Source organism: Allobaculum sp. Allo2 (assembly GCF_022701175.1).
GTDB classification, from domain to species: Bacteria; Bacillota_I; Bacilli_A; order Erysipelotrichales; family Erysipelotrichaceae; genus Allobaculum; species Allobaculum fili.
In genome coordinates this window covers 537,825-563,068 of the sequence record NZ_CP078088.1, presented here as the reverse complement: position 1 = coordinate 563,068, position 25,244 = coordinate 537,825, and the positions used below count along the sequence as shown (strand labels likewise).

The window sequence follows — 25,244 nt, the reverse complement described above, 5'->3', positions numbered from 1 at the left end:
TTTATTGAGTACTGGCTGGCGATCCAGCCGTTCTGGATTTTTCTTCGCGTAGCCTTATGGGCGATTTTTCATTTAGAACGCGGGGATTATCGGCTTACTTTTCTGGTGTGTTGTAGCCGTCCGGGTTGTTGGACTGCCATTTCCAGGAGCTTTCGCACATGTCATCGAGGTCGTACTGCGCTGTCCAGCCGAGTTCTTCTTTGGCCAGATCGCATTTTGCGTAGCATGCAGCGATGTCGCCTTCACGACGCGGTTTGATGGAATATGGAATTTCATGACCACAGGCTTTTTCGAAGGCGTGGATAACGTCGAGTACGGAGCTTCCATGTCCGGTTCCGAGGTTGTAGATTTTCAGGCCGGCGCCATGCTTGATCTGATCGAGTGCCGCAACGTGGCCTTTCGCCAGGTCAACGACGTGGATGTAGTCGCGAACACCGGTTCCGTCTGGTGTTGGGTAGTCATTGCCGAATACGCCGACTTCCTTGAGTTTACCAACGGCAACCTGTGCTACATATGGGAGCAGGTTGTTTGGGATGCCCTTCGGGTCTTCGCCAATGCGGCCGGATTCATGCGCGCCGATCGGGTTGAAGTAACGCAGAAGCATAACGTTCCATTCCGGATCTGCGGTATGAACGTCCATCAGAATCTGCTCGAGCATCCATTTGGACCAGCCGTACGGGTTGGTGCAGGTGCCTTTCGGGCATTTTTCGGTAATTGGCATTTCGGCCGGGTCGCCGTAAACGGTAGCGGAAGAGGAGAAGATGATGTTTTTCACATTGTGGTTTCTCATGGCTTCCAGCAGGTTGATGGTTCCGGCGATGTTGTTGTTGTAGTACTCGATTGGCTTGCGAACACTTTCGCCTACGGCTTTCAGACCGGCGAAGTGGATGACGGCATCGATCTGTTCATTGTCGAATACGCGGTTCAGATCGTCCATGTTCAGAACGTCGCCTTTGTAGAATTTCACTTTTTGCCGGCGATTTCTTCTACGCGGTCGAGCGCTTTTTCGCTGGAGTTGTACAGGTTGTCAAGAACGACAACATCGTAGCCGTTGTTGAGCAGTTCTACGCAGGTGTGGCTTCCAATGTAGCCGGCACCGCCCGTTACTAAGATTTTCATTTCAGATTACCTTCTTTCTGATCCTCACTGGGATCCCGCTGTATATAAAGCAGGACATCCATTGCGGTTTATCCGCACCGGCGGATGCCGGCGGGAAAACGTCTTTGAGTGCTAGAGATTTAAGCCGCTTTTATTTCAGATGATTCTGTCTTTTCTTTCCAGAATAATGCGCCTGCAAACCGGGAAGAATTGAGAATGATTTTGTATTAAAGCGCGTCGATGAAGCGGCGGAACGCCTTGCGGCCTTCGGCATCGGTTTTGTAGACGCCGGCGTCTTCAAGAACGTGCGTGAAGACGATGCCGATTTCGTCATGAATGATCTGATCGATATTTTCTGCATTGATCGTATCGTATTTCTTCATGATTTCTTCGGCCCAGTCGGCGTGCTTTTCGAGTTCCGGATCGGCACGCAGATCTTCGCCGTTGAGCATGGCTTTCTTCAGATCGGACATTTCCTTTTTCAGACGAGCCGGCAGGACAGCCAGACCCATAACTTCGATCAGACCGATGTTTTCCTTTTAATGTGATGCCACTGGGCATGCGGATGGAAGACACCCATCGGATGTTCTTCGCTGGTGATGTTGCAGCGCAGAACGAGGTCGAGTTCGTATTCGCCGTCACGTTTGCGGGCAATCGGCGTAATGGTGTTGTGCGGTTCGCCGTTGGCGTTCGCCAGGATTCCGGCAGATTCATCGGAGTAGCCTCTCCAGGTATCGAGAATGTGATCGGCTGCGGTGATAACGCGCGTGCGGTCAGTTCCGCGCAGACGGATAACCGCCATTGGCCATTTCACGATGCCGGCTTTGAGATCTTCAAATCCTGGAATCGTCACTTCTTCTTCGATTTCGGCTTTTGCCATTGGGAATTCGTGGTTTCCGCCCTGGAAGTGGTCGTGGGACAGGATGCTTCCGCCTACGATCGGCAGGTCGGCGTTGCTGCCCAGGAAGTAATGGGGGAACAGATCGATGAAGTCGAACAGTTTTACGAACGTGTCGTGGTTGATCGCCATTGGCGTATGTTCGCCGTTAAAGACGATGCAGTGTTCGTTGTAGTACACGTAAGGGGAGTACTGGAAGCCCCAGCGGGAATTGTTGACGGTGATAGGAATGATGCGGTGGTTTGTACGGCCTGGATGATTGACACGACCGGCGTAGCCTTCGTTTTCCATGCACAGCTGGCATTTTGGATACGCCGACTGCGGAGCGGATTTAGCAGCAGCGATCGCTTTCGGATCTTTTTCCGGTTTGGAGAGGTTGATCGAAAGTTCGATTTCTCCATACGGCGAATCGGCACTCCAGCGCTCGTCGCGGGCAATACGATCGCGGCGAATATAGTTGGAATCCTGAGAAAGTTTGTAGAAGTAGTCCGTTGCAGCTTTCGGGCTTTCTTCATACAGTTTTTCGAACGTTTCCTGAATCTGGGCAGGGCGCGGCAGAAGAGCGTTCATCAGTTTGGCATCGAACAGATCCCGATAAGTAATCGAGTCTTCGATGATGGAACGCTCTGCAGCAGTGTCCAGTAGATTATTCAGGACTTCCGGCAGAGAAATTTCGGATCCGTCGGGGGTGTAAGCCGTTTGATCCAATGCATCCTGGTGCATCAGGTCGAGAAGCAGGTTGGCAGCATACGTCCGCTCGCTTTCCGGGAGCAGACCGGTCTGAACGCCGTATTCCACGAGCTTCAGAATGGATTGATCAGCCATTTTTTCCTCTTTCTATGGCCTCTTGGATGGCCAGTAAAGTTTTACTAAACTTAATCATAATTTACTAAATCCTGTTGCAATTGCAATATGATTTGCAAAGTTTACAAATATATTTTCTATCTTCTCCAGCTGAACTTTCAAGACCTTTCCGGCTGAACTTGGCCGTGAAGGGAATGAAACGTTTCAAGTCATCTGATTTGTTCATCGTCTTTTGAGCCCCTATTCTGAAAATGTCAGAGCTGGATGGGTATCTGCCTTGACCCAGATGAGATCCCCATTTATATTTTGAGATTTCTTAGAAAGCATTTTGCGGGCGTGAGGCCGGCGATACTTTCCCAGCCGTATATAAAGGAGAAGCTATGTCAGAGCTCAATCTCAAACATATTAAGAAAGTGTATCCAAACGGTTTTGAAGCCGTTAAGGACTTCAACCTGGATGTTAAAGACGGCGAGTTTGTTATTTTCGTAGGTCCTTCGGGCTGCGGAAAATCCACCACGCTGCGCATGATTGCCGGTCTGGAAGAAATTTCCGGCGGCGATCTGATCATCGACGGCAACCGCGTAAACGATCTCGATCCAAAAGACCGCAAGATCGCGATGGTTTTCCAGTCCTACGCCCTGTATCCGTTCTTAACGGTTCGCGAAAACATGGAATTCCCGCTGAAGATTGCCAAACTGCCAAAAGAAGAAATCGACAAGCGTGTCGCACAGACCAGCCGTACGCTCGGTCTGGACAGCCTGCTCGACCGTAAGCCAAAAGCGCTTTCCGGCGGTCAGAGACAGCGTGTTGCCATGGGACGTGCCATTGTCCGTCATCCAAAGGTTCTGCTGATGGATGAACCGCTGTCCAACCTGGATGCCAAGCTGCGCGGCCAGATGCGTGTAGAAATTTCCAAACTGCATGAAAAACTGGGCGCTACCATTATTTACGTAACCCACGACCAGACCGAAGCCATGACCCTGGGCGATCGTATCGTTGTCATGAGCGACGGTGAAGTGCAGCAGATCGATACCCCGGCCCACCTGTACGACTATCCGATCAACAAGTTCGTTGCCGGCTTCATCGGTTCTCCGCAGATGAACTTCATGGACGTTGTCATCAATGAAAAAGACGGCAAGACGTACCTCACGATCGGCGACGACAATATCCTGATTCCAGAAAAATTCGCAGCCCGCGTTCGCGAAAAAGGCTACAAGGACGGCGACACCGTTACCCTCGGTATCCGTCCGGAAGATCTTTCCGACGATCCGGAAGAAGTAGCAAGCCACCCGGAAGCCAAGGCGAAAGGCAAAGTGGAAGTCTATGAAATGCTCGGCGCTGACAGCAACCTCTACGTAGACTGCAACGGAACCCAGATCATCGCGGCAGTGGATCCTTCTTCCAAGACCAAAGCCGGCGATGTCGTTGAACTCGCTGTAAACACCGACCGGATCCACCTCTTCGACAAGGACACTGGACGCAATATCCTGGTTGAAGTTGACCCGGATACCGGCATCGTAATCGAAGAGCGCAGCGCTTAATCGCGTTTTCGCCAAATGGACAGTCCCGAAGCTTTCGGGTCATTCCTTTCCATCGTTATTCCTGCGGCAGAGCACTCTGTGTTCTGCCGCTTTTCTCTGTTTTCGAATAGCAGATTCCCCATTTCGAACCCTGTTGTGCAAAAAATGCATGATTCTGGAAAAATTGTATTCTGGTACAATTTTTCCACGGAATTATTGTATTGAAATACCATTTTTCCAGAACCGGCGAAACATCTGCGCACAGAAGCTGAACCCTGATCCTTTCTTTGCGTCTGAGGGCAGGAGGGTTTTCCCAGCGAGATTGTATTAAACGATACAGAAGCGATACAGAAGAAAAAACGCGCTCGTCCACTATCTTATGGATGAGCGCGCGAATGAAACAGAAATCGGAAAGGAAAAACCAGACGAGATCGATTGCCGGGCGTTTAAGCCGGCTTTCTATTCCTCGATTTTTATGGGACAGAAGAACATTCTGTCCTTTTCTTTTCGGTTTTGATCGGGCTTTATTTGTAGAGTTTCATGCCCGGCAGACGATACCATTGACGGCTGCCGTCTTCTTTGAATTCGTACAGGGAAATCAGCGAATTTTTCAGATGGAGAATGTCTTCGGTAAACAGAAGCGTATCTTCCTTGCGAATCAGACTGCGTTCTTTTAACGCCTGATACACCTGTTCGGCATCCGCCGGACTTTCTGTGCAGATTACCAGCTGCGGCAAGCAGGCATAGATATTGGTCTTATCCGTCATATTGCGGCTTTCCAGCATCGTCCACTGGCTGTCGAGAATCGAATAATAACGACTCACCTTTTCACAGAGCTGTTCGAGCGATTCGTCCGTATTGCGGACGACTTCAAAGAACAGCCGGCTTCCGTCATTGAGGGTTAAATTGACCGGCGTACGCATGATGGCACCGTTTTTACGTCCTGCGGATTGACGGAAGCGAACACTTCCTGAACACCGAAGCGCTTCATGCTGACGCCGCTTTTGAGCATCCCCACCAGAATCTGGTTGCCGACGAGGATACGGAAAATGTCCAGCGGCTTTTCCGGCTTGTTGAGTTCACGGCGTCTGGAATAGGAAAGATAGACATTCCCGCCGTGCATATGGACGGACTGCTTGGCAATCTGCGATCCAAACAGATCGAGCGAGAAGCAGGTCAGTTTGGTTCCTCCCTTGCGAAGAATCGCCTTTTCCTGCAGCACATGGTACTTGCTGAGTTTGGTCAGGTGATTGAAGATCGCCTTGCGGGAGTAGTTGGCCAGCCTGAGGCTGACCAGCTCCGCGCACTGCAAAGGGTAAGGTAGCAGGAGCGGGCGATCTCCTCGACCAGGACATAGTCCACTTCCTGCATAACATCTTTCGCGGCTTCGAGCGTCGTACGCGTACGGCTTCCCTCAGGATGGAGACGCTCGAGCGTCTCATCTCCCGTGGTGAAGAAGGTCGTGGACGTGATTTTGTCAGCCGCAATAAATTCTGTATTGTTTCTAGCGTATTTTTCGGGTTATTCACCGTCGATTTGTCTTTATTTACCGTTGTCTCCGCCACTAGCTATTTCCTCCTTCCTGCTCTGCAGATTCCTCTGCGGTCTTTTTCTTTCGACCGGGTCTGCGCTTTGGCTTCTCCTCGCTGTTTTCAGCTGGAGCGGCCGGCGTTTCGCTGGATTCTGCGGTTTTCTTTGCGGGGTTCTCCGTTTGCGTTTCGGTTTTTCCCCGCTGGAGGAATTTTCGGATGCAGCAGTGTTTTCCGCAGCAGCTGTCGTGGTTCCTTCCTTGGCGGCTGCGGTTTTTCTTCTGCGCTTTGGCTTTGCTTCCGCAGCCTGGGCTTCTTGGCTCGCTGCGGTTTCTGCTGCCGGTTTTGTCGCCGTTTCGGCGGCTGCATCTTTCGTTTTGCGCGTCGTGCGGCGGCGTTTCGGTGCTGCTTTTTCCGTTTCGGCGGTTTCTGCAGTCTGGGTGCTTTCGGCTTTAGGCTTGCGTCCCCTGCGCGCTGGAGCGGCTTTCTTTCGCCTTCGGCTTTTGTCGTGCGACGGCGTTTGGCTGGTGCCGGTTTTGCCTCGGACTCGAGCGCTTTTTCGGCTTTTTCGACCTCTTCGAGCAGCTGCTTCGTCTCTTCGGACGGATTGCTCAGTACGTCCTGTACGAATTTTTCTTCTTCGGCTTCCGCCTGGGCAGAAACCTCAGTTTCGGTTTCGGTAAGCGTAAAGGCAATCACCGGTGCCGGCAGATGATTCGGACGAACGGTCAGGACATGGTGACCTTCCGCTTTTTCATCCGCAGCCTTGGACGTATTGTCTTCGCTCTTTGCGGACGTCTCTTCAGAAACGACCGCCGGTTCAGCAGCTTCTTCCGATGCTTCTGCCGTTTTCGCGGTTTCAGACGCTTCAGAAGGGTGTACTGTCTGTTCGTCTTCTGAAGCAGATTCGGCTTTTGCCGGGTTTTCGAGAGATTCAGCCGGTTCTGCACTGGATACGGCAGGTGCGGCTGGACGTTCTTCGTTGGAAGCGTCAGCAATCATTTTGACTTCTTCTTTGGATGGAACCGTCGAAACGGATTCTTCCCTGGAAGCTTCCGCAGAGTCTTCTTCCGTTTCTGCTTTTTCTTCCGCTTCCGGTTCTGGCGTTTCCGCTGCTTCAGAACTCGACACTCCCGTTTCAACAGTCAGAGTTTCTGTCTGCGTTTCGGTCGTCGTCTGTGCTTTGGCCGGTGCGGCAGGCATTTCTTCCTGAACCTGTTCAGTGTTTTCGATCGCTCCAGCGAGATCCGTCGAGGTTTCGACTGGTGTTTCCGCTGATTCAGATTCTTTTTCAGCGGACAGCTCTGTCGGACTGATCGGTTCTTCTGCCGTATTGCTGCCTTCGGGTTCAGCTTCCATAACAGGTTCGCTGGAATTCTCCGCATTGGATGGCTCAGCAGTTTCGACGGTTTCTTCCGCTTTTTCACTGTTTGCGGGTTCCGGCCGTTCAGCTTTTTCTTCGGCTCCAGTTTCTGGGTTTACTGGGACTTCAGGAGCTTCTGGCGTTTCTGCTGGTTTGGGTGTCTTTACCGGCTCCGCTTTCGGCTCTTTTTCCGCCGTTTTTAAAACGGATTTGGCAGTCGCGGTTTGTGCCGGTTTGGCGACAGTGAGATTCAACACGTCTGCGGATTCTGCTGCAGGTTTGGCGGATTCTGCTGCAGGTTTGGCTGCTTCCGCGTTCTGGCTTGCCTCAGAGGCCGATCTGGCCGTCTGACTGGCAGGGGTCTGGGAAGCGTCGTCCCGTTTGGCTGCGGATTTGTTCGCTTTGGCTTCTTCTTCCGCCTTTTTGGCACGCTCTTTTTCCAGACGATCTTCTTCCATGCGCTCTAAGGCAAGGCGTTCCTTTTCCAGGCGCTCTTTCTCACGGCATTCCGCTTTCTGGCGTTCTCGTTCGAGACGTTCCTTCTCGCGGCGCTGGGCTTCCTGGCGTTCTTTTCCCAGACGTTCCCGTTCGAGACGGGCGGCTTCCTGCGCTTTGGCTTTACGCATGGCACTTTCGGCTTTGGATTTCTCGATAGCCGCCTTGCGCTGGGCTTCAAACTCTGCCTGGCGCGCTTGTCTGGCTTCTTCTTCACGTGCTGCCGCTTCCCGGGAGGCTTTCAGACCGCTTTTGAAAAGCGTGGCGAGCGTGTCGTAAAGGAAATTGGGCTGCAAAGTGCAGACCGCATAGCCGCAGAAGTAGCGGACATACTCCGCCTGGTTTTTCGTCAGGCTGTTTCCGATCAGCAGGAAATGGTCTTCCAGAGAGTAGTTCTTAATGACGGCCATGTACTTGTCATAATCCGAGAACTGATGGCCGCTCTTCACCTCAACAACGTAAAGGTCTTCGTCGAAGACAATGACCATGTCGAATTCATTGACCGCAAGTCCATTCTGCTTGTCGGTTACAACGACGTTGGGATACACGCCCCAGCTGACTTTTTCCTGCGCTGCCAGACGTTCCACGATTTTTCTGACTTTCTGGTAGCACGCCATTTCAAGGAAACTTCCGCTCACAAATTTTATGCCTCGCTGTGTTGGGATCAGGCGTCCGGAAACGGATACGCCATTTTTGCCGGTTTCGGCTACGCCGGCCATCAGCCCCGCCATGCCGGAAAGCATGGACACCAGTTTCTTTCGTTCCACACCGTTTCTTGCAGTGACGGAAAAGGAATAATCCTTGCTGATAAGGGATGTGCGAAGCGCATCGAACACAGGTTCGAGAAGATCCCAGTTGTCGGTAATCTGGACCGCCAGATCATAAATGGCCGGCGGAATCTCGGTTGGATCGTCAAGCGGATTGAGCTTCATGACGATCGGATCGATCACCAGTTTTTCGAGAACCTGTTCCGGTTTCAGCGGCTGTTTTGGCGCAGGGGCTGCAGGCTGGAAAGAAGGCTTTGTTTCTGCGGCTTTCATTGCCGGTGCGCTCGATTCTTTCGATTGTGCCGTGCTGACAGATTCGGATTTAGCTGCTTGTGGCGCACTGGCAGGCTGCACGCTCTGCGCGCTCTTTTCCGGCGCTTTGGGCGCGTCTGCATCGGCGGATGCCGGCTGCAGATCTTCAGGGATAGCGGCCGTTAATTCGGCATGAGAAAGGGACTCCGTACTGGACAGAGCCTTTTCCTGTCCCGCTTCCAGGTTAGCGGGCGAATGATCGTTTTGCGGGGAATTGGTCGTGATGAGAGAAGCCTGTGCAGGGGCTGCAGATTCTGTTTCGAGGGCGGTTTCAGGCGCAAAAACAGAATCGGTTTCTCTGGGTTCCTCTTCGATTTCTACGGGAATCAAAGAAGGAATTTTGATTCTAGGTCGGTTCATATCTGCCCGTTCATTCTCCTTTTTATTTTTGGATGGTATTTCGAATACGTAAATTGTTTTCGGATCCCTTTGCGGATGCTCGGGTGAATCCTGAGTGGGGGTAAAACAAGTCCTGCGCGCCCTGAAAGAGCGCTTCATAAAAGCGGACAACTTTGTCCAGGAACCGTGCAGCCGGATTGGTACGCAAAGAAACTCCCCGGTCATTTTTGCGTACGCCCGACGCGAAGCGGGTCGCTGGCTGATTCTATATTTTTCCTCTTCCCGGATCTACGGGTGTAAAAAATCCTGTTTTTGCAATTTGAAGCAGAATCGTAAGGTTTACGGGCAAAACGAACAATGCGCAGAAGCCGACGGCCCTGCGCACTGCGTATTTCTGTTTCGGATTTCTATTGCCGGATGGGGATATCTTATTTCAGTTTCCAGATATCCTTGTTGTACTGTTCGATGGTGCGGTCGCTGGAGAAGTAGCCGGCCATTGCGATGTTGGTGAGGGCCATGGCATACCATTTATCCTTGTCGGCGTAAGCCGCATACGCTTTCTTGCGCTCAGCCATGTAGGCTTCCAGATCGCGCAGAGCCATGAACCAGTCCTTAGTCGTCATGTCATGGTGCAGACGATGCAGGCATTCCGGATCGCCCAGAGCCATCATTTCTTCGCCGACCAGGAAGTTCACAATGTCGTTGACCTCAGGTTCTGCTTCGAGCACGGCCTGCGGATGGTAGTCCCCTTTGCGTAGCTTTCGATGACGTCTTCACTCTTTGTTCCGAAAATGAAGATGTTGTCGTCGCCGACGAGGTCGTGAATTTCGACGTTGGCGCCGTCATCGGTTCCGAGGGTTACCGCGCCGTTCAGCATGAATTTCATATTGCTGGTACCGGACGCTTCCTTGGAAGCCAGCGAAATCTGTTCGGAAATATCCGCAGCCGGAATCAGTTTTTCGGCACAGGTGACATCATAGTTTTCCACCATGACAACCTGCATATATTTCGAAACTTCCGGATCGCTGTCGACAATCTGCGAGAAGACGAGAATGGCATGAATAATATCCTTGGCCAGAATGTAAGCCGGGGCGGCCTTGGCACCGAAAATAATGGTGACTTTCTGTTCCGGCTTGTAGCCGTTCCTGATCTCCTGATACAGGTGAATGGCCGAAAGCAGGTTCATCTGCTGGCGCTTGTATTCATGGAGACGCTTTACCTGAATATCAAAGATGGAATGGGTATCGAGTTCGATGCCCTGACGGTTTTTGAGGAATACCGCGAGCTCTTCCTTCTTTTCCTGCTTGATCGCAGCCAGCTGCTTCAGCGCTTGGGGCTGTTTCACAAACGGGAGAAGTTTCGCCAGCTCATCGGCGTTTTTCAAAAAGCCGGTTCCGATCTTGGAAATAATCCAGTCGGTCAGCTGCGGGTTGCACGCCTGGAGCCAGCGGCGGAAGGTGATGCCGTTTGTCTTGTTGTTGAACTTTTCCGGATAGAGTTCATAAAAATCATGAAGTTCGGTATCTTTCAGAATGTCTGTGTGGATTTTGGCTACGCCGTTGGTCGACTTGGAGAAATGGATATCCATGTTTGCCATGTGAACGACGCCGTTTTCGTCGATAATCGCAGTTTTCGGGTTGTCCGAACGTTCTTTGGCGCGCTTGTCAAGTTCTTCGATAATCGGCAGCAGCTGCGGCGCTACCTGTTCGAGGAATCCCATCGGCCATTTTTCCAGCGCTTCCGCCAGAATGGTGTGGTTGGTGTAGGCGCAGGTCTGTTTGGTCTGTTCGATGGCTTCATCGAGCGTCAGACCGTTTTCCATGAGCAGACGGATCAGTTCCGGGATAACCATGGAAGGATGGGTGTCGTTGATCTGAATGACGGCATGCCTGGAGATTTCCTGTAAAGGATAGCCGGCAGCCTTCATGTCCTCGATAATCATCTGCGCACCGGCGCTGACGAGGAAATACTGCTGGTAAACGCGAAGCAGACGGCCTGCGTCGTCGCTGTCATCCGGGTAAAGGAACAGTGTCAGGTTTTTGCGGATATCGTCTTTATCAAAGCCGATGCCGCTTTGTACGATGCTTTCGTCTACCGTGTCGAGATCAAACAGCATAAGGGGTTTTTCTTTTCGTGTAGCCGCACACATCAATGGAATACAGATGCGCATCTACGCTGAAATCGCCGAACTGTACCGGGAAGTACTTGCCCGTATCCGTAAGCCAGGAATTGTCGCTCAGCCATGGATCCGGATATTCTTTCTGCTTGTAGTCTTCAAAAGCCTGGTGGAACAGGCCCAGATGATAATTCAGGCCGACACCGTCGCCTGGCAGTTCGAGGGTTGCGATAGAATCCAGGAAGCACGCAGCCAGACGGCCGAGACCGCCGTTGCCCAGCGAAGGTTCTGGTTCGTATTCTTCTACTGCTGCAAGAGATTTTCCATTCTTTTTCAGGATGTCCCGTACCTCGGCATACAGGCCCAGGTTAAGAAGGTTATTGGAAAGAAGCTTCCCAATGAGGAACTCTGCTGAAATGTAATAAAGACGGCGATCGCCCTTGATTTCTTCAACGCCTTTTAAAAGATCTTTTGTCAGATCCAGGAGAATGTAGTAAAGTTCGCGGTCTGTGCAGTCTTTCAGACGTTTTCCATAATAGAACTCTGCAATATTCTCGAGAGTTTGGTTCAAATCAATGTCCATAGGTCTTGAATTACCTCCTGCCTGTATGATACAAACCCGACCGTTGAAAAGCATTTTAGACGAATCAAAAGAGATACTTCCTTTTTCAAAGCGTTTTCAGTTTATTCGCGAACAGACAGTTTATTTAGCAGCAGGGAAAATGGTAAAATAGTTGTCAAGCGTTCTGAAAGGAGCTGTACATATGGCCTTTTACGCAATCTGGTTTCTCGGCTTCGCCCTGTGCATTCTGGCCGTCTATTTCCTTTACAAAAATGTCGTGTCGCTTCGGGATTCGATGACAGCACAGAAGCAGTTTCGAAAGCTTCACGAAGGTTCCGTTCTGGCCACATTCGATCAGGGCTGGATCTGGATCGACATCATTCTGGCCTTCGTTTCCTCTCCTTCGCTACGCAGGCGTCCACCCTGGCCGGCTCGACGCAGTTCGCGCCCGAAACGCTCTGCTTTATCGGCATCGCCATTTTCTGTGCCGGCAAGGCGGTTTCCCGCTGGAACGCCGGACGTATGGTTTTCTATCGCCAGGGCATCTTCTACAAAACCGAAGAAATCCCTATTCTTCCATCAAGGAACTTCCCGCCTACGGCAAGCAGTATGAACTTTCCGGCAAAAGGAAAAGTACATGATTTCCCGTCGTCAGGAACAGGAAATCCTCAAGCAGAAAGAAGAATGGCGAAACGCACGCCGCAGCAAGAAGCAAAAATAAGCGGCTGCCCGATCCTTTTCCCATTGCACGACAGGCCTCTGTCAGGGCGCGATTCCTGCGCGAACAGAGGCCTTTTATTTTTGTCTGTATGAAGCTTAAGGTTCTGGATTTGCATCACGCAAAGGTCAGCTTAGCGCGCAGGACGGTTTGTATGCGGACAGTTTGAACGTTCTGCTCATACAGCCGTATACAGCCGGCTCATTGCTCGCATATTCCGCCTGTCCTGCGAACAGACAGCTTTGCCACCACATCCATCGGCATCCGTAGGCGTTCATCGATCTGCCGTATCTCAAAACAAAGAACGCCCGATCGGTTCCAGAATAAGGGAAAGATCGGGCGTTCTGCTTTTCTAAATTTGGAAAACAAATGCCATAGGAGCGGTTCAAGCGAATTGGAAATGCAATCCTGCCTGCAGAGAAAGACAGGAACTTTGCAAAACGTACCGCCGATTTTGCGAACTAGATCGAGTACTTTGTTTCGTACTGACGAAGCATTTCCTGATAATCCGGACGCATTTCGGTGGTGTAGGCACGCAGGTAACGGTGTACCGAGAAGTCCTTTTCCGCTTCCTTGACCACGTCCAGAGCGATCGCCGCGCAATGGTCTACGATGCGCTGGAAATCCGAAATAATGTCCGCCTGCAGGAAGCCTGCTTCCATCGAGCAGGTGCCGGCTTTCAGTCGGCTGATGTGGCGTTTTTAATCTGCGAAGCGGAAAGCGAAACGAGCTGAGAAAGGGCGAAGACGCGCTTGATCTCATCCACGTTGCTGGACATGAAGTTGTCCACCGTAATCGTTACCGCTTCTTCTGCAGCCGCTGCGATGACGTTCAGTTCATCGAGCGCGGGCATGGAAAATTTCTGTTTCTTTTCCTTCATGCTCTTGGTGATGTCCGCAATGGACAGGGCGTAGTCGCCGATCGCTTCAAAGTCCGCAATGGCCTGCAGCGACTTCGAAATGTTCTGCGATTCGCGATACGTAACGCCGGTAGCCGTCAGTTTAACAAGATACTTGCCGAGTTTTTCTTCGTATTTATTCAGTGTCTGCTCGAGGTCGGAAACCTTGCGGTAGCCCTCGGGCGTATAGTCATTGATCAGCGTTACTGCACGCAGCACGTTTTTGCGTGCCTTGCGGCCCATGCCTTCCATGACATCCATGGCGGCCTGGTACGCGAGATCCGGGTTGGCGAGAAGACGGCCTTCCAGTTTGTCGAAGTCGCCGAGATCTTCTTCGTCCGCAGGATCTGCCGGCACGATCAGGAAGACGAGCTTCTTAATCTGCTTTACAAACGGCAGCATCGCCGTCATCGTCAGCGCGCGGAAAATCGTATTCGTCGCCGCGATCGAGAACGGGTTCATGACATCTGAAGCCATGTTCAGAATGCCGGCCGCTTCAAGCGGATAGTACACAACGGAGGCGAGCAGCGTCGAAAGCACCGCGGTCAATAGATAAACCAGCGAGGTTCGGACACCGTCCTTGTTGGCGCCTACGGCAGCCAGAAGTACAGGACAGGACGCGCCGATGCCGATGCCCATTACGAGCGGGAACGTCGACTGGAACGTCAGCGCGCCGGTAACGCTTAACGACTGCACAACGCCGACGGCAGCCGAGGACGACTGCAGAACCGCAGCAGCCAGGATACCGAACAGCAGGGCGATCATGGGGTTATTGAGCGTGGCCATCGCATTGATGAACGTCGGGTCGGTTTTCAAAGGCGCAACCGCACCGGACATCATGCTCATGCCGGTCATGAGAACCGCAAAGCCGAGCAGAATGTTGCCGAAAGATTTCGTCGTGTCTTTTTGGAAAACATCTGCAGGAGCATGCCTGCAATCGCCATGACGGCGGTAATTGTTGTCGAGGAAAAGTAGGAAGCCCATCCGGCTCCGTCGAGAAAGGACATGCAGACGATCCATCCGGTAATACTGGTGCCAATGTTGGCGCCAAGGATTACGCCGATCGCCTGTGTGACCTTCATCATTCCGGAATTGACAAAGCCAATGACCATCACGGTCGCAGCGGATGAAGACTGAATCACGCAGGTTACTGCTGTTCCGAGCAGAAAACCTTTCAGGGGAGTTCGTCAGCCGGTAGAGGATCATTTCCATTTTGTTACCGGCAACCTTCTTCAGGCCGTCCGACATGGAACTCATTCCAAACAGAAAGAGAGCTACGCCAGTCAGCAGGCCGAGAATCATCGAAACTGTATCGTTCATTCTTTTCTCCATGCCCTTCTTGGGCTGAACATATTCAATCTATCCTATTCTTTCATGTTCTTGAAATTCAGACAACACAACAGTGCCTGCGAACCGCTGAAAATTTTCTGAAAATTAAAAACTTCCGGACGAAAGCCCGCAGGAGCTGTCCGGAAGTTATCTTTGGATAAAAATCAAATGCGATAAAGCTTATTTCTTGACCAATCCCGCTTTTTCGATAAGCCAGCGCAAACGGTCTGTCCGTAATTTCCTGCCTTTTTACCGTTCCTTCCAGATGAATTTTCCAAGAATTTTTCATCCTTTTTTTCGGCTATGGACAGAATTTCGATCGGTTTAAGCGAAGGCCTGTTCGGCTTCAGCAGAGGTTTCGCTGCTTTCCGTTGTTTCGGCTTCTTCTTTTTCGGCTTTGGCGCACGGCCGTACAGTTTGGTCAGCCAGGTCAGGGCGCCTTCGATATCGTCAGTCAGCCAGCCCGGTGTCAGACGCCAGGTCCAGTTGCCGGAAGGCTTGCCCGGGGTGTTCATGCGCGCGGAAGAGTCAAGGTTGAGCAGATCCTGCGCCTGCAGAATGGAGGTATCGCTTGGCGAAGCGATGACGGTGCGCATCATTTCCCAGTTGTATTCATCCGGGTTGTAGGCATCCATGAAATCACAGGCGTACTTTTTGTCTTCCGGCGAAATCGAATGGAACCAGCCCTGGATCGTTTCATTGTCGTGCGTTCCCGCATAGGCAATGGAGTTTTTCGGATAATTGTACGGCAGGTATTCCGATCCGGAGTCGTCGCGGGAATCAAACGCGAACTCGAGAATCTTCATGCCCGGGAAACCGGATTCTGCCAGCATTTCCTTAACGGAGTCTGTAAGGAAGCCCAGGTCTTCGGCAACGATGTTGCGCTTGCCGATTTTCTTTTCCATGACCTTGAACAGATCGATGCCCGGCCCTTTGAGCCATTCGCCTTTCTTGGCAGTTTTGGCGCCGTAAGGAATGGCATAGAACGAATCAAAGCCGCGGAAGTGGTCGATGCGCAGAATATCAAAGACTTTGGTCAGATGATCGATCCGGCGAATCCACCAGTCGTAGCCGGTTTTCTTATGGTAGTCCCAGTCGTAGAGCGGGTTGCCCCAGAGCTGGCCGTCCGCGGAAAATCCGTCAGGCGGGCAGCCGGCAACGGCGCTTGGACGGCCGTCCTTGTCGAGCAGGAACAGTTCCGGATGGCTCCAGGCGTCTACGGAATCGAGCGCGACATAAATCGGCAGGTCGCCGAGAATTTCTACCCCGTTTTCGTTCGCATAGGCGCGCAGCGCGTCCCACTGCTTGAAAAACAGATACTGCATGACTTTGTAGTAGTCCATGCGATCCTTGTTTTCCTGCGCCCATTTCGCAGTCTTTTTCGCATCGTAAAGACGATGTTCTTCGTCCCAGTCGAGCCACGCCTTGCCTTCGTTGGCATCTTTTAACGCCATGAACAGCGCGTAGTCATCGAGCCAGTGGGCGTTCTTCTTGCAGAACGTCTCATACTCGGCATCCGGATTTTCCAGGAAGCGATTGACCGCTTTGGCCAGAACCGGATAACGGTTGTTGTACATCTTTCCAAAATCGACCTGATCGGCTTTTTCGCCCCAGTCGATATATTTGTAGTCTTCTTCATTGAGCAGGCCGTCTTTAGCGAGCAGATCCAGATCGATGAAATAGGGGTTGCCCGCAAACGTCGAGTAGGAAGCGTAGGGAGAATCGCCGTAGCCGGTCGGGCACAGGGGAGTACCTGCCAGACGGACTGTCCGCTGCGTTTCAGGAAATCGACGAAGTCATAGGCTTCTTTGCCCAGCGTTCCGATTCCATAAGGAGAAGGAAGACTGGAAATGTGAAGAAGGATTCCATTTTTCGCATAGTTCACTCTTTCTAAAGCTTGTATAAGCTCTATTCCATTCCGTTTCAAAGACTGTCCCATCCCCGTTCAGAGGGGATTTCTGGGATTGTATCAATAGGTCTGAAGCTTTTCCTGGAGCCTTTCCAAAAGCGTTTCGTCACGATCCCGCGTATTCTTCTTTTTCCGATTGATCTTTCTGAGATTCGTCATTCTCAGACTGGTCTGTCTTCGATTCGTCTTTTGAGCGTTTTCCGGAGGAACAGAATCTTCATTTGGAAAAACCGGGATCCCGTCTGCGCCCGGCTTTGGACAGCTTGGCGCAAAGGACATGCTCCAGGAGACGGGAATATGGCAGTCTCTGTCGGTCCGGAAAAATCCTAACATTTTCAATGCCGTTTTTGAAAGCTGTCCCGCCTCCGTCTCCAGATCCCGTCTTGCCGCGCTAAGCCTTGGACAGGCATAGTCGCAAAGATCGCTCTGCGCCAGGGTGATCACCTTCAGCTTTTCTCCTGGAACATAGCCAAGATCCTGCGCGGCGCGAAGCGCGCCAAGCGCCATGTTTTCTTCAAAAACGAGCAGGCCGTCCAGATCCGGCATCTGCCAGACGAGTTCTTTCAGGCCGGCATAGCCCGCATTTTTCGAACACGTGCAGCAGACGCCCTGCTTTTGCAGGAAAAGACCTGATTCCGTGAATAGAAGGCGTACTGCACACCGAGAATGAAATCCGCGCTTTCGATCGAATTTTCGCGGTCGGCGTACAAAATGCCGATCCTGCGGCATCCGTTTTCGAAAAGAAGCTCCGTGCACTGCTGGGCGATTTCGGTAATCGGCAAAAAGAAGCAGGCGGTTCTGCTGGCGTCCAGAGAGGAAAGATCCCCGCTGAAATAAATGGCCGGAATTTTAATCCGGCCATGAATATGCATCAGCATCTGTCGAGAGGCACCGATCACAATGACCAATTCGCAGCTGGTCTGCTCGATGCGCGTAAGAATTTCATCTTCCCCTGCCTGTGCGGAAAGCTCCATCAGAGTCAGGGGCTTGCGTTCCATTTCCTTATGGCCTTCCAGCCGGCTTTTCACACGCTCAGCGAGCGTCTGATAATACGGGAACGGCTGGCTGTGCACCAGAATGAGAACGCCGGATTTTTCCTTGCGGCGCAGGGCCGAAGCCCGGTCATTGCGAACAAAGCCGCTGACGGCAATCGCTCTTTCTACATCCGCGACGGCCTTTTCACTGACGCCCGGAGCGCGGTTGAGCACCCGGGAGACTGTGCCTAAAGACCAGCCGGAAAGACGGGCGAGATCTTTGACGGTCGCTTTAGCCTTTGACGGCACCGGCGGCTACACCCTTGATGATGTGTTTCTGACCAAGAATGTAAACGATGATAATCGGGATGATCGTCATGATGATGGAGGCCATCATCGGACCCATCGATACTTTTCCGTAGCTTCCGCGGAAGTACTGAATCAGCATCGGGATGGTTTTGTATTTCGTGATATCCAGAACCAGAGTCGGCAGAAGGTAGTCGTTCCAGATCCACATCGCCTGCAGAATCGTAACGGAAACCATCGTCGGTTTCAGAATCGGCATAACGACTTTGAAGAACGTCTGGAGCGGGGTACAGCCGTCGATCATGGCCGCTTCTTCAATTTCCACCGGAATGGATTTTACGAAGCCGGCGAACATGAAGACCGCCAGACCGGCACCAAAGCCAAGATAGATGACCCAGATGTTGAACGGGTTGTTCAGTTTGAGCATGTCCGCCGTCTGCGAAAGGGTGAACATAACCATCTGAAACGGTACAACCATCGAGAATACGAACAGGTAGTACAGGAAGTTGTTGAACTTGGTATGAACGCGGGTGATATACCAGGCACACATCGAACAGCAGATAATAATTGCGAGAACCGAGGTGATGGTAATCAGCGTGGAATAGCCAAGCGAAACGAGGAATCCCTGCGAATTGATTGCTTCGGAATAGTTGGCGAAGCCCGCAAACTGCGCGGCGTTCGGCAGGTCAAAGACGCTGCTTGTCGTAATGGCACTCTCCACTTTCAGAGAGTTGACGAGAATCATGAAAACCGGGTAAATCCACAGAACGGCCAGTACGACCATGAGAATAAAGAGGCAGACCTCTTTTGCGGAACTTTACGTTTTGCGTCACTCATGCCTGTACCTCCTTGCTTCTTGTGGCTTTCAGCTGCCAGAAGCCGATCAGAATAACAGCAATCGAGAAGATAACCGACTTAGCCTGGCCGATACCTTTCCACTGCGGGCCGGAACGGCCGTAGAAGGTGCGGTAAATGTTCAGCGCGAGCATTTCGGTTAAATGGTTTGGATCGCCGTTGGTCAGAGCCAGGTTCTGGTCGAACAGTTTCAGCGAGTTGGTCAGTGTCAGGAAGACACAGATCGTAATGGACGGCATCATCATCGGAATTTTGACTTTCCAGAGAATCTGCCAGTCGGTCGCGCCGTCAATCCTGGCGGCTTCGACGAGGTCATCGGGGACGTTCTGCAGTCCGGCGATGTAAATGATCATCATGTAGCCGATCTGCTGCCAGCACATCAGGATGATGATGCCCCAGTAGCCGGCTGTGCCGTTCAGTTTCAGCAAAGGCTGAACCGCGATGGAGAGGACACCGTTGATCAGAATCTGCCAGATGTAGCCAAGAACGATACCGCCGATCAGGTTTGGCATGAAGAAGACGGTACGGAAGAAGTTCGTACCTTTAAGCTTCTGGGTCAGTGCCATAGCCAGAGCGAAGGCGAGAATGTTGATGGCGAGGATGTTGACCACCGTCACGGCGATGGTAAATCCGGCAGAGCGAAGGAACTGGGCGTCCGTCAGGGCGCTGACGTAGTTGCCAAAACCGATGAATTTCGCATTGCCTACGGTCGTGAATTTACAGAAGGAAAGATAGAGACCTTCAAAGAAGGGGACGATAAATCCAATCGTAAATGCGATCAGGGTAGGCAGCACGAAGATCCAGCCGTATTTCTTTAACGCTTTTTCCATAAGCTGCTCCTATTCTTTACTGCAAGTCCTCTATGTAAACGTTTCAAACGCTTGCCATAAAAGGACAGAATTCGTTTCCTGTACGGAAACCATCCTTCCCTGCCTTCTCCTTATCCCGGCTAAGCGGAATGAGAATGAGAAGCGTTCAGGGAGCGGATGGATCCGACAGAAAAGCAAAGCGTTTCTTTTTAATTTTGTTGATTTTGTTTTATGCACAGCTTCTTCTGCGTCCCGTTTCGAGCGAAACAGGCCAGAGAGAAGCGGGTATTTCAATAATTTTATTTTCTGAAGCACGCTGCTCTTTTTGAACAGGGTGAACAGAAAGCAAAAACAGCGCAGACGGTAAAAACAGGTTTTCCGGCTGCGCTGCTCAGGTGCCCGGATCAGCAGGCACCTGGATTTTCCTGAAGCCTGTGCAAGAGGTCTTCAGGCACTGCTGAATCGCCAATCCGGATCAGCGGCTATTTGGCAAGTTCTTTTTCGTTTTTCCAGTCAACAGTGAAGGCTTCTTTTACCTTCTCCCAGTTGGCATCGGTTGGATCTGCTGCGTAAGCGGTCAGAGCAGAACCCAGAGTGTTCTTCCATTCTTCGGAAGGCATGGTTGTGAAGTTCCAGGATACTGGTGTCTTGCCTTCTTCCGTCAGCTTAATGTCTTCCTGAACGAAGATGTTCGGGCTTGGTTTTGCATCCTTGAACGGGATGGTCAGGCCAAGATCGTCCGCCATGAATGTGGTTCCTTCGTCAGTAGTAACCAGCCAGTTCATGAAGTCGAGCGTAGCCTGGATATCGTCAGCGGAAGCTTCCTTGTTGACTACCCAGTAGTTTTCCGTACCTGTGGACAGGCCCTGGTTGGCTTCGTCGCCGGCACCGATATAAATTGGGATCATCGTCAGCTGATCGTCAGTCATGCCGCCGTCAATCAGGTTTGTGTATTCCCAGGAACCGTTCTGGAAGAATACGGCTTCGCCGTTCAGAAATTCACGTTCGGAATCGTCCATCGTCTTGGAAGCGAGGTCTTTTCCTTCGGTTGTGGAATCTGTGATGTACAGATCGAAGATATCGCGGTAATTATCGAGATAAGTGCCCTTCAGTTCGTCCTTGTCCGTTACGCCGTCATCTTTGTATTCGAAGTAGATCGGCATGTTGGCCAGGTGCGTTTTGAAACGCCAGTCGGAAGATCCGTCCATGCCTGCAGAGGAGAAGGCGGAGAATCCGAGTTCGTCCTTGCGGGACTGGATATCGTCTGCAACGTTTTTCAGAGTTTCGAAGCTTGTGATTTCGTCAACGGAGTGGCCTGCCTTTTCGAGCAGTTCAGTGTTGACGATAATGCCGTAGGATTCAATCGCATAGGCGATCGCAGCTACATCGTTGTCTGCTTTGTCGCCGATGTACAGAGCGTAGCTGTCGCTGGTCAGCTGATCGAATACTGGAGTGTCATACAGGTTGTATGCATAGTCTTCCCAGTTTTTCAGGCCGACTGGACCATTGACCTGGAACAGCGTTGGAGCGCCGCTCTTGCCCATTTCCGACATCAAGGTTGTTTCGTAGTTGCCGCTGGCTGCAGTAACTACTTTTACGTCTACACCCGTTTCGTCAGTATACTTCTTAGCGAGTTCCTGCCAGGCTTTGTCTGCTTCTGGTTTGAAGTTCAGATAATACACGGAACCTTTGGATCCGTCGCCAGAAGCTTTGGAAGCATCAGCAGTTTCTCCGCCGTCGCCGCATCCAGCCAGGAGCATGGAGCCTGCAAGCGCAGCAGCAGCAAATTTCTGCCAGTTTTTCATGAAATGTCCTCCTTAAGTGTGCAGCAAATACAGTCCTGATCCGATATTTTTACCGTATTCGTCACAAACTTTGTTCAACACTTTGATTATAGGTAGGCAAATCTTTCAATTCGCCTGTAATGACCGAACAACCGATTGCCCGAACAAAAGGGTAAGGGGTTACCACTGTGTCGGAACCAAACCTTTTTATTTTTGCACGCAGGAAAGTGTACCGTTTTTACACACAATTACAAAAAATTAGTACTTGCCAAGGCTCAGTAAAAAAGCAGGCGCGAACGCCTGCTGATTTGTCCGTAAATGCTTACTGTTCCTTTTGACATTTTCCTGAAATAGTTTGCGTCAGAAAAATTTTTTGAAACGGATTTCTGAATTACTCTGGCTGGATTGAAGATTAGGAAACGCTTTCCACTGCGGCGGGATCTTCAACGATCAGATCTCTGGCTTTCAGAAACTGCAGCGCCGCCTCTTCTTCACTGGCCAGACCATACACCGCCAGACGGCCGTAAAGGTCAGCTTTTCGCCGGTCAGCTCGCGGCTGAGCTTCTGACAGATTTCGGAAAGCTCTGGATACTGTTCGAGCGCGGACTGTGTGATGACCACGCCAAGCTGCGACTGCGGGCAGCTGTTGAGATCGTCTTCAAGAACGTACAGTTCATCCTTGCGCAAAAGACCGTCGAGGGTATGAATCGGGATCGCGTCGACTTTGCCTTTTCGCAGAGCGTCCGCGGTCAGATCGGTCGGCAGATTGACGGCCGTCTTGAAGGAAATGCCGTACTGCGCATTCAGCCAGGGATAGCCGTCGGCATCCTGGAAATACTGCGTCGGCGCGCCAAGAACGAGGCTGTCGCTGTATTTGGCCAGATTGCTGAGCGTCTGGATGTTTTTCTCTTTAGCCAGCGATTTGGAAATGGCGATCGTGTATTTATCGTCGGCGTGATCGAGGGCGAACCAGTCGAGACCGCGCTTGTCGTACGCCTGTTCCAGCGTGCTCAGATCCTGAATCGTATACACGCCGCGCTCATTGAGCACGGATTTCCAGGCCGACTGCGCCAGCTCGACGCCGATCTGCAGCTTGTCGCTCTCTAATGGCGGCTGCAGGTTGGAAATGCCTCCGGGCACTTCTTCCATGATGCATTCGATGCCTTCGTGTTCCGCCATGGCCGCGACCATCCAGCCGACCAGACGGGTGGAAATGCTGTCAGTCATCCCGATGCGCACCGGCTTTTTCTTTCGCACAGCCGGCAGTCATCGTCGCCGTAAGCATCAGGCAGATCAGAAGAGAAACGCTTCGATGGACAAAGCGCGAAAATGAAAGCCGGCTCGATTGGCCCGCTTTCGCCTTTCTTTTGGATTTGCGTCTGGTTTATGAAGATTCCAATGCATAAAGATTCTCCTTTCCGCCTGAAGCCGCAGTTCGCAGCCCTGCGCTCTGCGCTTTGGATTCGTTACGGATCTGTAGTTCTTATATATCCTTTTATATATAGTTTTTCTCTTTTTACACCGTAAGAGACCCGTCCCGTCTTTCTTATATCATTACGGTATCTTTTATCTTTATGGTATCTTTGCGCTTTTCTTATATTCCCAAAAACATTCCTAAAAGCCGGGCGCAGAAAAATCGGTTTGTGAGACTCTCCAGAAAACAGGCACCTGCCGCTTTTTCGTACGCAGTTTTTCGCATGGCTTCACGTTTCGATTCTCGTTGTGCTTCCTGTATTGCTTCTTGTATTGCTTCTCGCGTCGCTTCTCGTATCGATTTTATTATCGCTTCTTCTTCTGCGGCAGACGGGCATTGACCATGTAAATGCCAAAGCTGGTGACCAGAGCGGCCAGAATCAGCCTTGCGCTGAGACTCTCTTTAAAATCAGCGCCGAAAACAGCACGCCAAACAGACCGATCGTGCAGCCAAATACGCTGACCGAAGAGACCAGATAGCGTGAGAGCAGGACGCCCCACAGACTGTAGGCGCCAGCGGAGACGAGCGCCAGAATCAGAAGAATGAGCAGGCCCTGCGCATTCCAGCTCACGCCATGATCCGGCAGACAAAGGCCCAGTGCCATCAGAGCCGAACCGCCCAGAACGAACTGACAGCCCGAAAGCACAACGGGCGAATTTTTCCGGGAGAAGATTTGAATGAAGACCGCCGAGAGGGCACTTGAAACCTGCGAAAGAAAAATCATGCCTTCGCCCTGCAGGGAAAACTGAAAGCCGGAAGGTGAAAGGTTCATGAGCAGAATGCCCAGAAAGCCGACAATGCATCCCGCCGCTTTCATCCAGGTCATCTTTTCCAGACGAAAGACGAGGGCGGAAAACAACAGCGCCAGCAGAGCGCTCATGCCGGAAAGAACCGAAACCATCATGCCGGACGCGTGAGCGGCTCCCATGTAATAAAGAAGTACTGGCCAAACGTCTGAAACAGAGCGAGAACACAAATCGGTCCGAGGGCTTCTTTTCGAAGTTTTGGCAGGGAGCGATTTTGCATCGAATAAAACGCGAGGACGAGCAGCCCCGCCAGAAAAAAGCGGGCACCCGCAAACAGAACGATGGTTCCTGTCGTTTCAATATGCAGCGTCTGATAGCCCATTTTAATGAGGGCCGGGGCAAGACCCCACAGTCCGCAGCAAAGCAGCGCACCGGCCCACAGACGGCCGCGCGCATTCGATTCCGTTTTCCCTTTTGCCTCTTCGCTCATGATACAATCCCCTTTCGACCGGCTGTTTAAAAAGCGGCTCTGTCCATTGTATCCGATTTCGATTTTTCCAAAAGGATCTGCCGGACAGAGGCGCTTCTTTCGGTCAGCTTTGTCTTTTGCGCTTTTTCCCGCAGGTATACTACGGGCAGAATACTGCGGCCGCGAGACAGTTTTCAAAAACTGGACAAGAAAGATCCGGCCGAAGATTGGGGATTTCCATGACTGCATTCACTTTACTCGTTTCCTGCCTGGTTCTTCTGCTCATCCCGTTAATCGTGCTTTGCGTCTACGGCTACACCCACGAAACCGCATGGCGTCCAATGGTGTATGGCGCCTTATACCAGGTGCTCTACCTGATTCTGTTTCGGCTGATCATGCCGATGCTCTTCGCTTCGCAAAGCTGGTTTATCGAGCTGACGAAATCGCCGGCTGCGGTCGCCATGCTCTATACCGTTTTGCAGGCGGTCTACCTTTGCGCGGTGTTCCTTCTGTACGATCGTCACCTTCTGAAAAAGGGCGGACCGCAAAGCTTCGCGCTGTTGTTTGGACTGACGTACGGCGTGATGGAAGGCGCTATTTTCAGCGGCTTCGATTCGCTCAACGCGCTGATGAGCGCCCAGTCGGTCATTGATGCCGTAAACGTTTCGGCTGTATGGCTCCATCTTGGCGAAGCGCTCTGCATGATCGTTCTGTATGCCTGGCTGGCCTGGGCGTTTTACATCCAGCTTCAGGCAAAAAGACGATGCTGTGGATCGGACTTTGCGCCGCCGTTCTCGTCTTCCTGTTTTTCGCCTATGGCTGGTCGGCCATCTTTGGATGGGACAACGCGTTCCGTATTCTGCTTCTGCTTGTCGCCGCTCTGCTTTGCGGCAGTGCCCTCTATCCAGCGTATAAAGCTGCCCGTAAAAACGGCAGCGCAGATTCTAAGTCAAACGCTGCAGGCGTCTGAATCGCAGAAACATTCCTGTTTTCCAGATTTACAAGCCGCATCTGCTCGGGGCTGCGGCTTTTTTCGTGTCGTCTTTTCCGTACTTTTCGTCTATTCAAAAAAGCGGCTTTGTCTGTCCCCTGATCGGTTTGGGAGAATCTGGACAAAGCCGCTTTCGTGTTTTTATCGTGTGTTTTTAGTTTTTTGTTTTTCGCTCTAGC

23 protein-coding genes and 2 pseudogenes are annotated in these 25,244 nt (G+C 51.7%); 3 read left to right on the top strand and 22 right to left on the bottom strand.

Features of this window, described 5'->3' with window-relative positions; translation table 11 throughout:
• Positions 1-94: 94 nt before the first annotated feature.
• The 3 genes and pseudogenes from galE to KWG61_RS03350 form a co-directional block, all read right to left on the bottom strand.
• Positions 95-1,119, bottom strand: a pseudogene (galE, locus tag KWG61_RS03360) (UDP-glucose 4-epimerase GalE).
• 206 nt (positions 1,120-1,325) lie between these two features.
• Positions 1,326-1,610, bottom strand: a complete 285-nt coding sequence (locus tag KWG61_RS03355) for a hypothetical protein (RefSeq protein ID WP_242744930.1) — start codon at positions 1,608-1,610, stop codon at positions 1,326-1,328.
• Between the two features lie 8 nt (positions 1,611-1,618).
• Positions 1,619-2,821: a UDP-glucose--hexose-1-phosphate uridylyltransferase gene (locus KWG61_RS03350; RefSeq protein ID WP_242744929.1), complete on the bottom strand. Its 1,203-nt coding sequence runs from the start codon at positions 2,819-2,821 to the stop codon at positions 1,619-1,621.
• 359 nt (positions 2,822-3,180) lie between these two features.
• Between KWG61_RS03350 and KWG61_RS03345 the strand changes: the two genes are divergently transcribed.
• Positions 3,181-4,341 (top strand): ABC transporter ATP-binding protein, encoded by a 1,161-nt coding sequence (locus KWG61_RS03345; protein WP_230266527.1) that lies wholly within the window; start codon positions 3,181-3,183, stop codon positions 4,339-4,341.
• Between the two features lie 503 nt (positions 4,342-4,844).
• Here the strand turns inward: KWG61_RS03345 and KWG61_RS03340 are convergent.
• From KWG61_RS03340 to KWG61_RS03320, 6 genes are all read right to left on the bottom strand, one after another.
• Entirely contained in the window at positions 4,845-5,243 is a 399-nt protein-coding gene (locus KWG61_RS03340; protein ID WP_242744928.1) for a hypothetical protein, read from the bottom strand.
• On the bottom strand, positions 5,222-5,632 hold the full coding sequence (locus tag KWG61_RS03335; protein WP_242744927.1) for a hypothetical protein: 411 nt from the start codon (positions 5,630-5,632) through the stop codon (positions 5,222-5,224). The genes KWG61_RS03340 and KWG61_RS03335 overlap by 22 nt, the downstream gene beginning before the upstream one ends.
• A gap of 340 nt (positions 5,633-5,972) precedes the next feature.
• Positions 5,973-9,146: a hypothetical protein gene (locus KWG61_RS03330; RefSeq protein WP_242744926.1), complete on the bottom strand. Its 3,174-nt coding sequence runs from the start codon at positions 9,144-9,146 to the stop codon at positions 5,973-5,975.
• Between the two features lie 407 nt (positions 9,147-9,553).
• Positions 9,554-9,853 carry a glycogen/starch/alpha-glucan phosphorylase gene (locus tag KWG61_RS15885; RefSeq protein WP_256460770.1) on the bottom strand — a complete coding sequence of 100 codons (300 nt, stop codon included), beginning with the start codon at positions 9,851-9,853 and terminating at the stop codon, positions 9,554-9,556.
• Positions 9,817-11,241 (bottom strand): glycogen/starch/alpha-glucan family phosphorylase, encoded by a 1,425-nt coding sequence (gene glgP, locus KWG61_RS03325; protein WP_256460769.1) that lies wholly within the window; start codon positions 11,239-11,241, stop codon positions 9,817-9,819. The genes KWG61_RS15885 and glgP overlap by 37 nt, the downstream gene beginning before the upstream one ends.
• On the bottom strand, positions 11,231-11,824 hold the full coding sequence (locus tag KWG61_RS03320) for a glycogen/starch/alpha-glucan phosphorylase (RefSeq protein WP_242744925.1): 594 nt from the start codon (positions 11,822-11,824) through the stop codon (positions 11,231-11,233). The genes glgP and KWG61_RS03320 overlap by 11 nt, the downstream gene beginning before the upstream one ends.
• Positions 11,825-12,325: 501 nt before the next feature.
• Between KWG61_RS03320 and KWG61_RS03315 the strand changes: the two genes are divergently transcribed.
• Positions 12,326-12,616, top strand: a complete 291-nt coding sequence (locus tag KWG61_RS03315; RefSeq protein WP_242744924.1) for a hypothetical protein — start codon at positions 12,326-12,328, stop codon at positions 12,614-12,616.
• Positions 12,617-12,649: 33 nt separating this feature from the next.
• Here KWG61_RS03315 and KWG61_RS03310 read toward each other — a convergent pair whose 3' ends face one another.
• From KWG61_RS03310 to KWG61_RS03250, 13 genes and pseudogenes are all read right to left on the bottom strand, one after another.
• Positions 12,650-12,799, bottom strand: coding sequence for a hypothetical protein (locus KWG61_RS03310; protein ID WP_242744923.1), 150 nt, complete (start codon positions 12,797-12,799; stop codon positions 12,650-12,652).
• Between the two features lie 183 nt (positions 12,800-12,982).
• Positions 12,983-13,183 carry a hypothetical protein gene (locus tag KWG61_RS03305; RefSeq protein WP_242744922.1) on the bottom strand — a complete coding sequence of 67 codons (201 nt, stop codon included), beginning with the start codon at positions 13,181-13,183 and terminating at the stop codon, positions 12,983-12,985.
• 17 nt (positions 13,184-13,200) lie between these two features.
• Positions 13,201-14,274, bottom strand: coding sequence for a Na/Pi cotransporter family protein (locus KWG61_RS15880; RefSeq protein WP_256460768.1), 1,074 nt, complete (start codon positions 14,272-14,274; stop codon positions 13,201-13,203).
• Positions 14,271-14,561 (bottom strand): hypothetical protein, encoded by a 291-nt coding sequence (locus KWG61_RS15875; RefSeq protein WP_256460767.1) that lies wholly within the window; start codon positions 14,559-14,561, stop codon positions 14,271-14,273. The genes KWG61_RS15880 and KWG61_RS15875 overlap by 4 nt, the downstream gene beginning before the upstream one ends.
• Positions 14,562-14,912: 351 nt before the next feature.
• Positions 14,913-16,687: pseudogene (gene malQ, locus KWG61_RS03290) on the bottom strand (4-alpha-glucanotransferase).
• Positions 16,688-16,717: 30 nt separating this feature from the next.
• Positions 16,718-17,203, bottom strand: a complete 486-nt coding sequence (locus tag KWG61_RS03285) for a substrate-binding domain-containing protein (RefSeq protein WP_242744921.1) — start codon at positions 17,201-17,203, stop codon at positions 16,718-16,720.
• Between the two features lie 17 nt (positions 17,204-17,220).
• Complete coding sequence (locus KWG61_RS03280) at positions 17,221-17,940, bottom strand: LacI family DNA-binding transcriptional regulator (protein ID WP_242744920.1); 720 nt, start codon at positions 17,938-17,940, stop codon at positions 17,221-17,223.
• A complete protein-coding gene (locus tag KWG61_RS03275) occupies positions 17,924-18,721 on the bottom strand; it encodes a carbohydrate ABC transporter permease (protein WP_242744919.1) in 798 nt (265 codons plus the stop codon). The genes KWG61_RS03280 and KWG61_RS03275 overlap by 17 nt, the downstream gene beginning before the upstream one ends.
• 49 nt (positions 18,722-18,770) lie before the next feature.
• A complete protein-coding gene (locus KWG61_RS03270) occupies positions 18,771-19,622 on the bottom strand; it encodes a carbohydrate ABC transporter permease (RefSeq protein ID WP_230266518.1) in 852 nt (283 codons plus the stop codon).
• 461 nt (positions 19,623-20,083) lie between these two features.
• Positions 20,084-21,406 carry an ABC transporter substrate-binding protein gene (locus tag KWG61_RS03265; RefSeq protein WP_230266517.1) on the bottom strand — a complete coding sequence of 441 codons (1,323 nt, stop codon included), beginning with the start codon at positions 21,404-21,406 and terminating at the stop codon, positions 20,084-20,086.
• Positions 21,407-21,850: 444 nt separating this feature from the next.
• Positions 21,851-22,624, bottom strand: a complete 774-nt coding sequence (locus KWG61_RS03260; RefSeq protein WP_256460766.1) for a glycine betaine ABC transporter substrate-binding protein — start codon at positions 22,622-22,624, stop codon at positions 21,851-21,853.
• A 614-nt stretch (positions 22,625-23,238) separates the two neighbouring features.
• Positions 23,239-23,787, bottom strand: a complete 549-nt coding sequence (locus KWG61_RS03255; RefSeq protein WP_242744917.1) for a DMT family transporter — start codon at positions 23,785-23,787, stop codon at positions 23,239-23,241.
• The gene (locus KWG61_RS03250; protein WP_242744916.1) at positions 23,760-24,095 is read right to left on the bottom strand and encodes a hypothetical protein; all 336 of its coding nucleotides are present in this window, start codon (positions 24,093-24,095) and stop codon (positions 23,760-23,762) included. The genes KWG61_RS03255 and KWG61_RS03250 overlap by 28 nt, the downstream gene beginning before the upstream one ends.
• 218 nt (positions 24,096-24,313) lie before the next feature.
• On the opposite strand from KWG61_RS03250, the gene KWG61_RS03245 reads away from it, so the two are divergent.
• A complete protein-coding gene (locus KWG61_RS03245) occupies positions 24,314-25,243 on the top strand; it encodes a hypothetical protein (RefSeq protein ID WP_242744915.1) in 930 nt (309 codons plus the stop codon).
• Position 25,244: the final 1 nt, after the last annotated feature.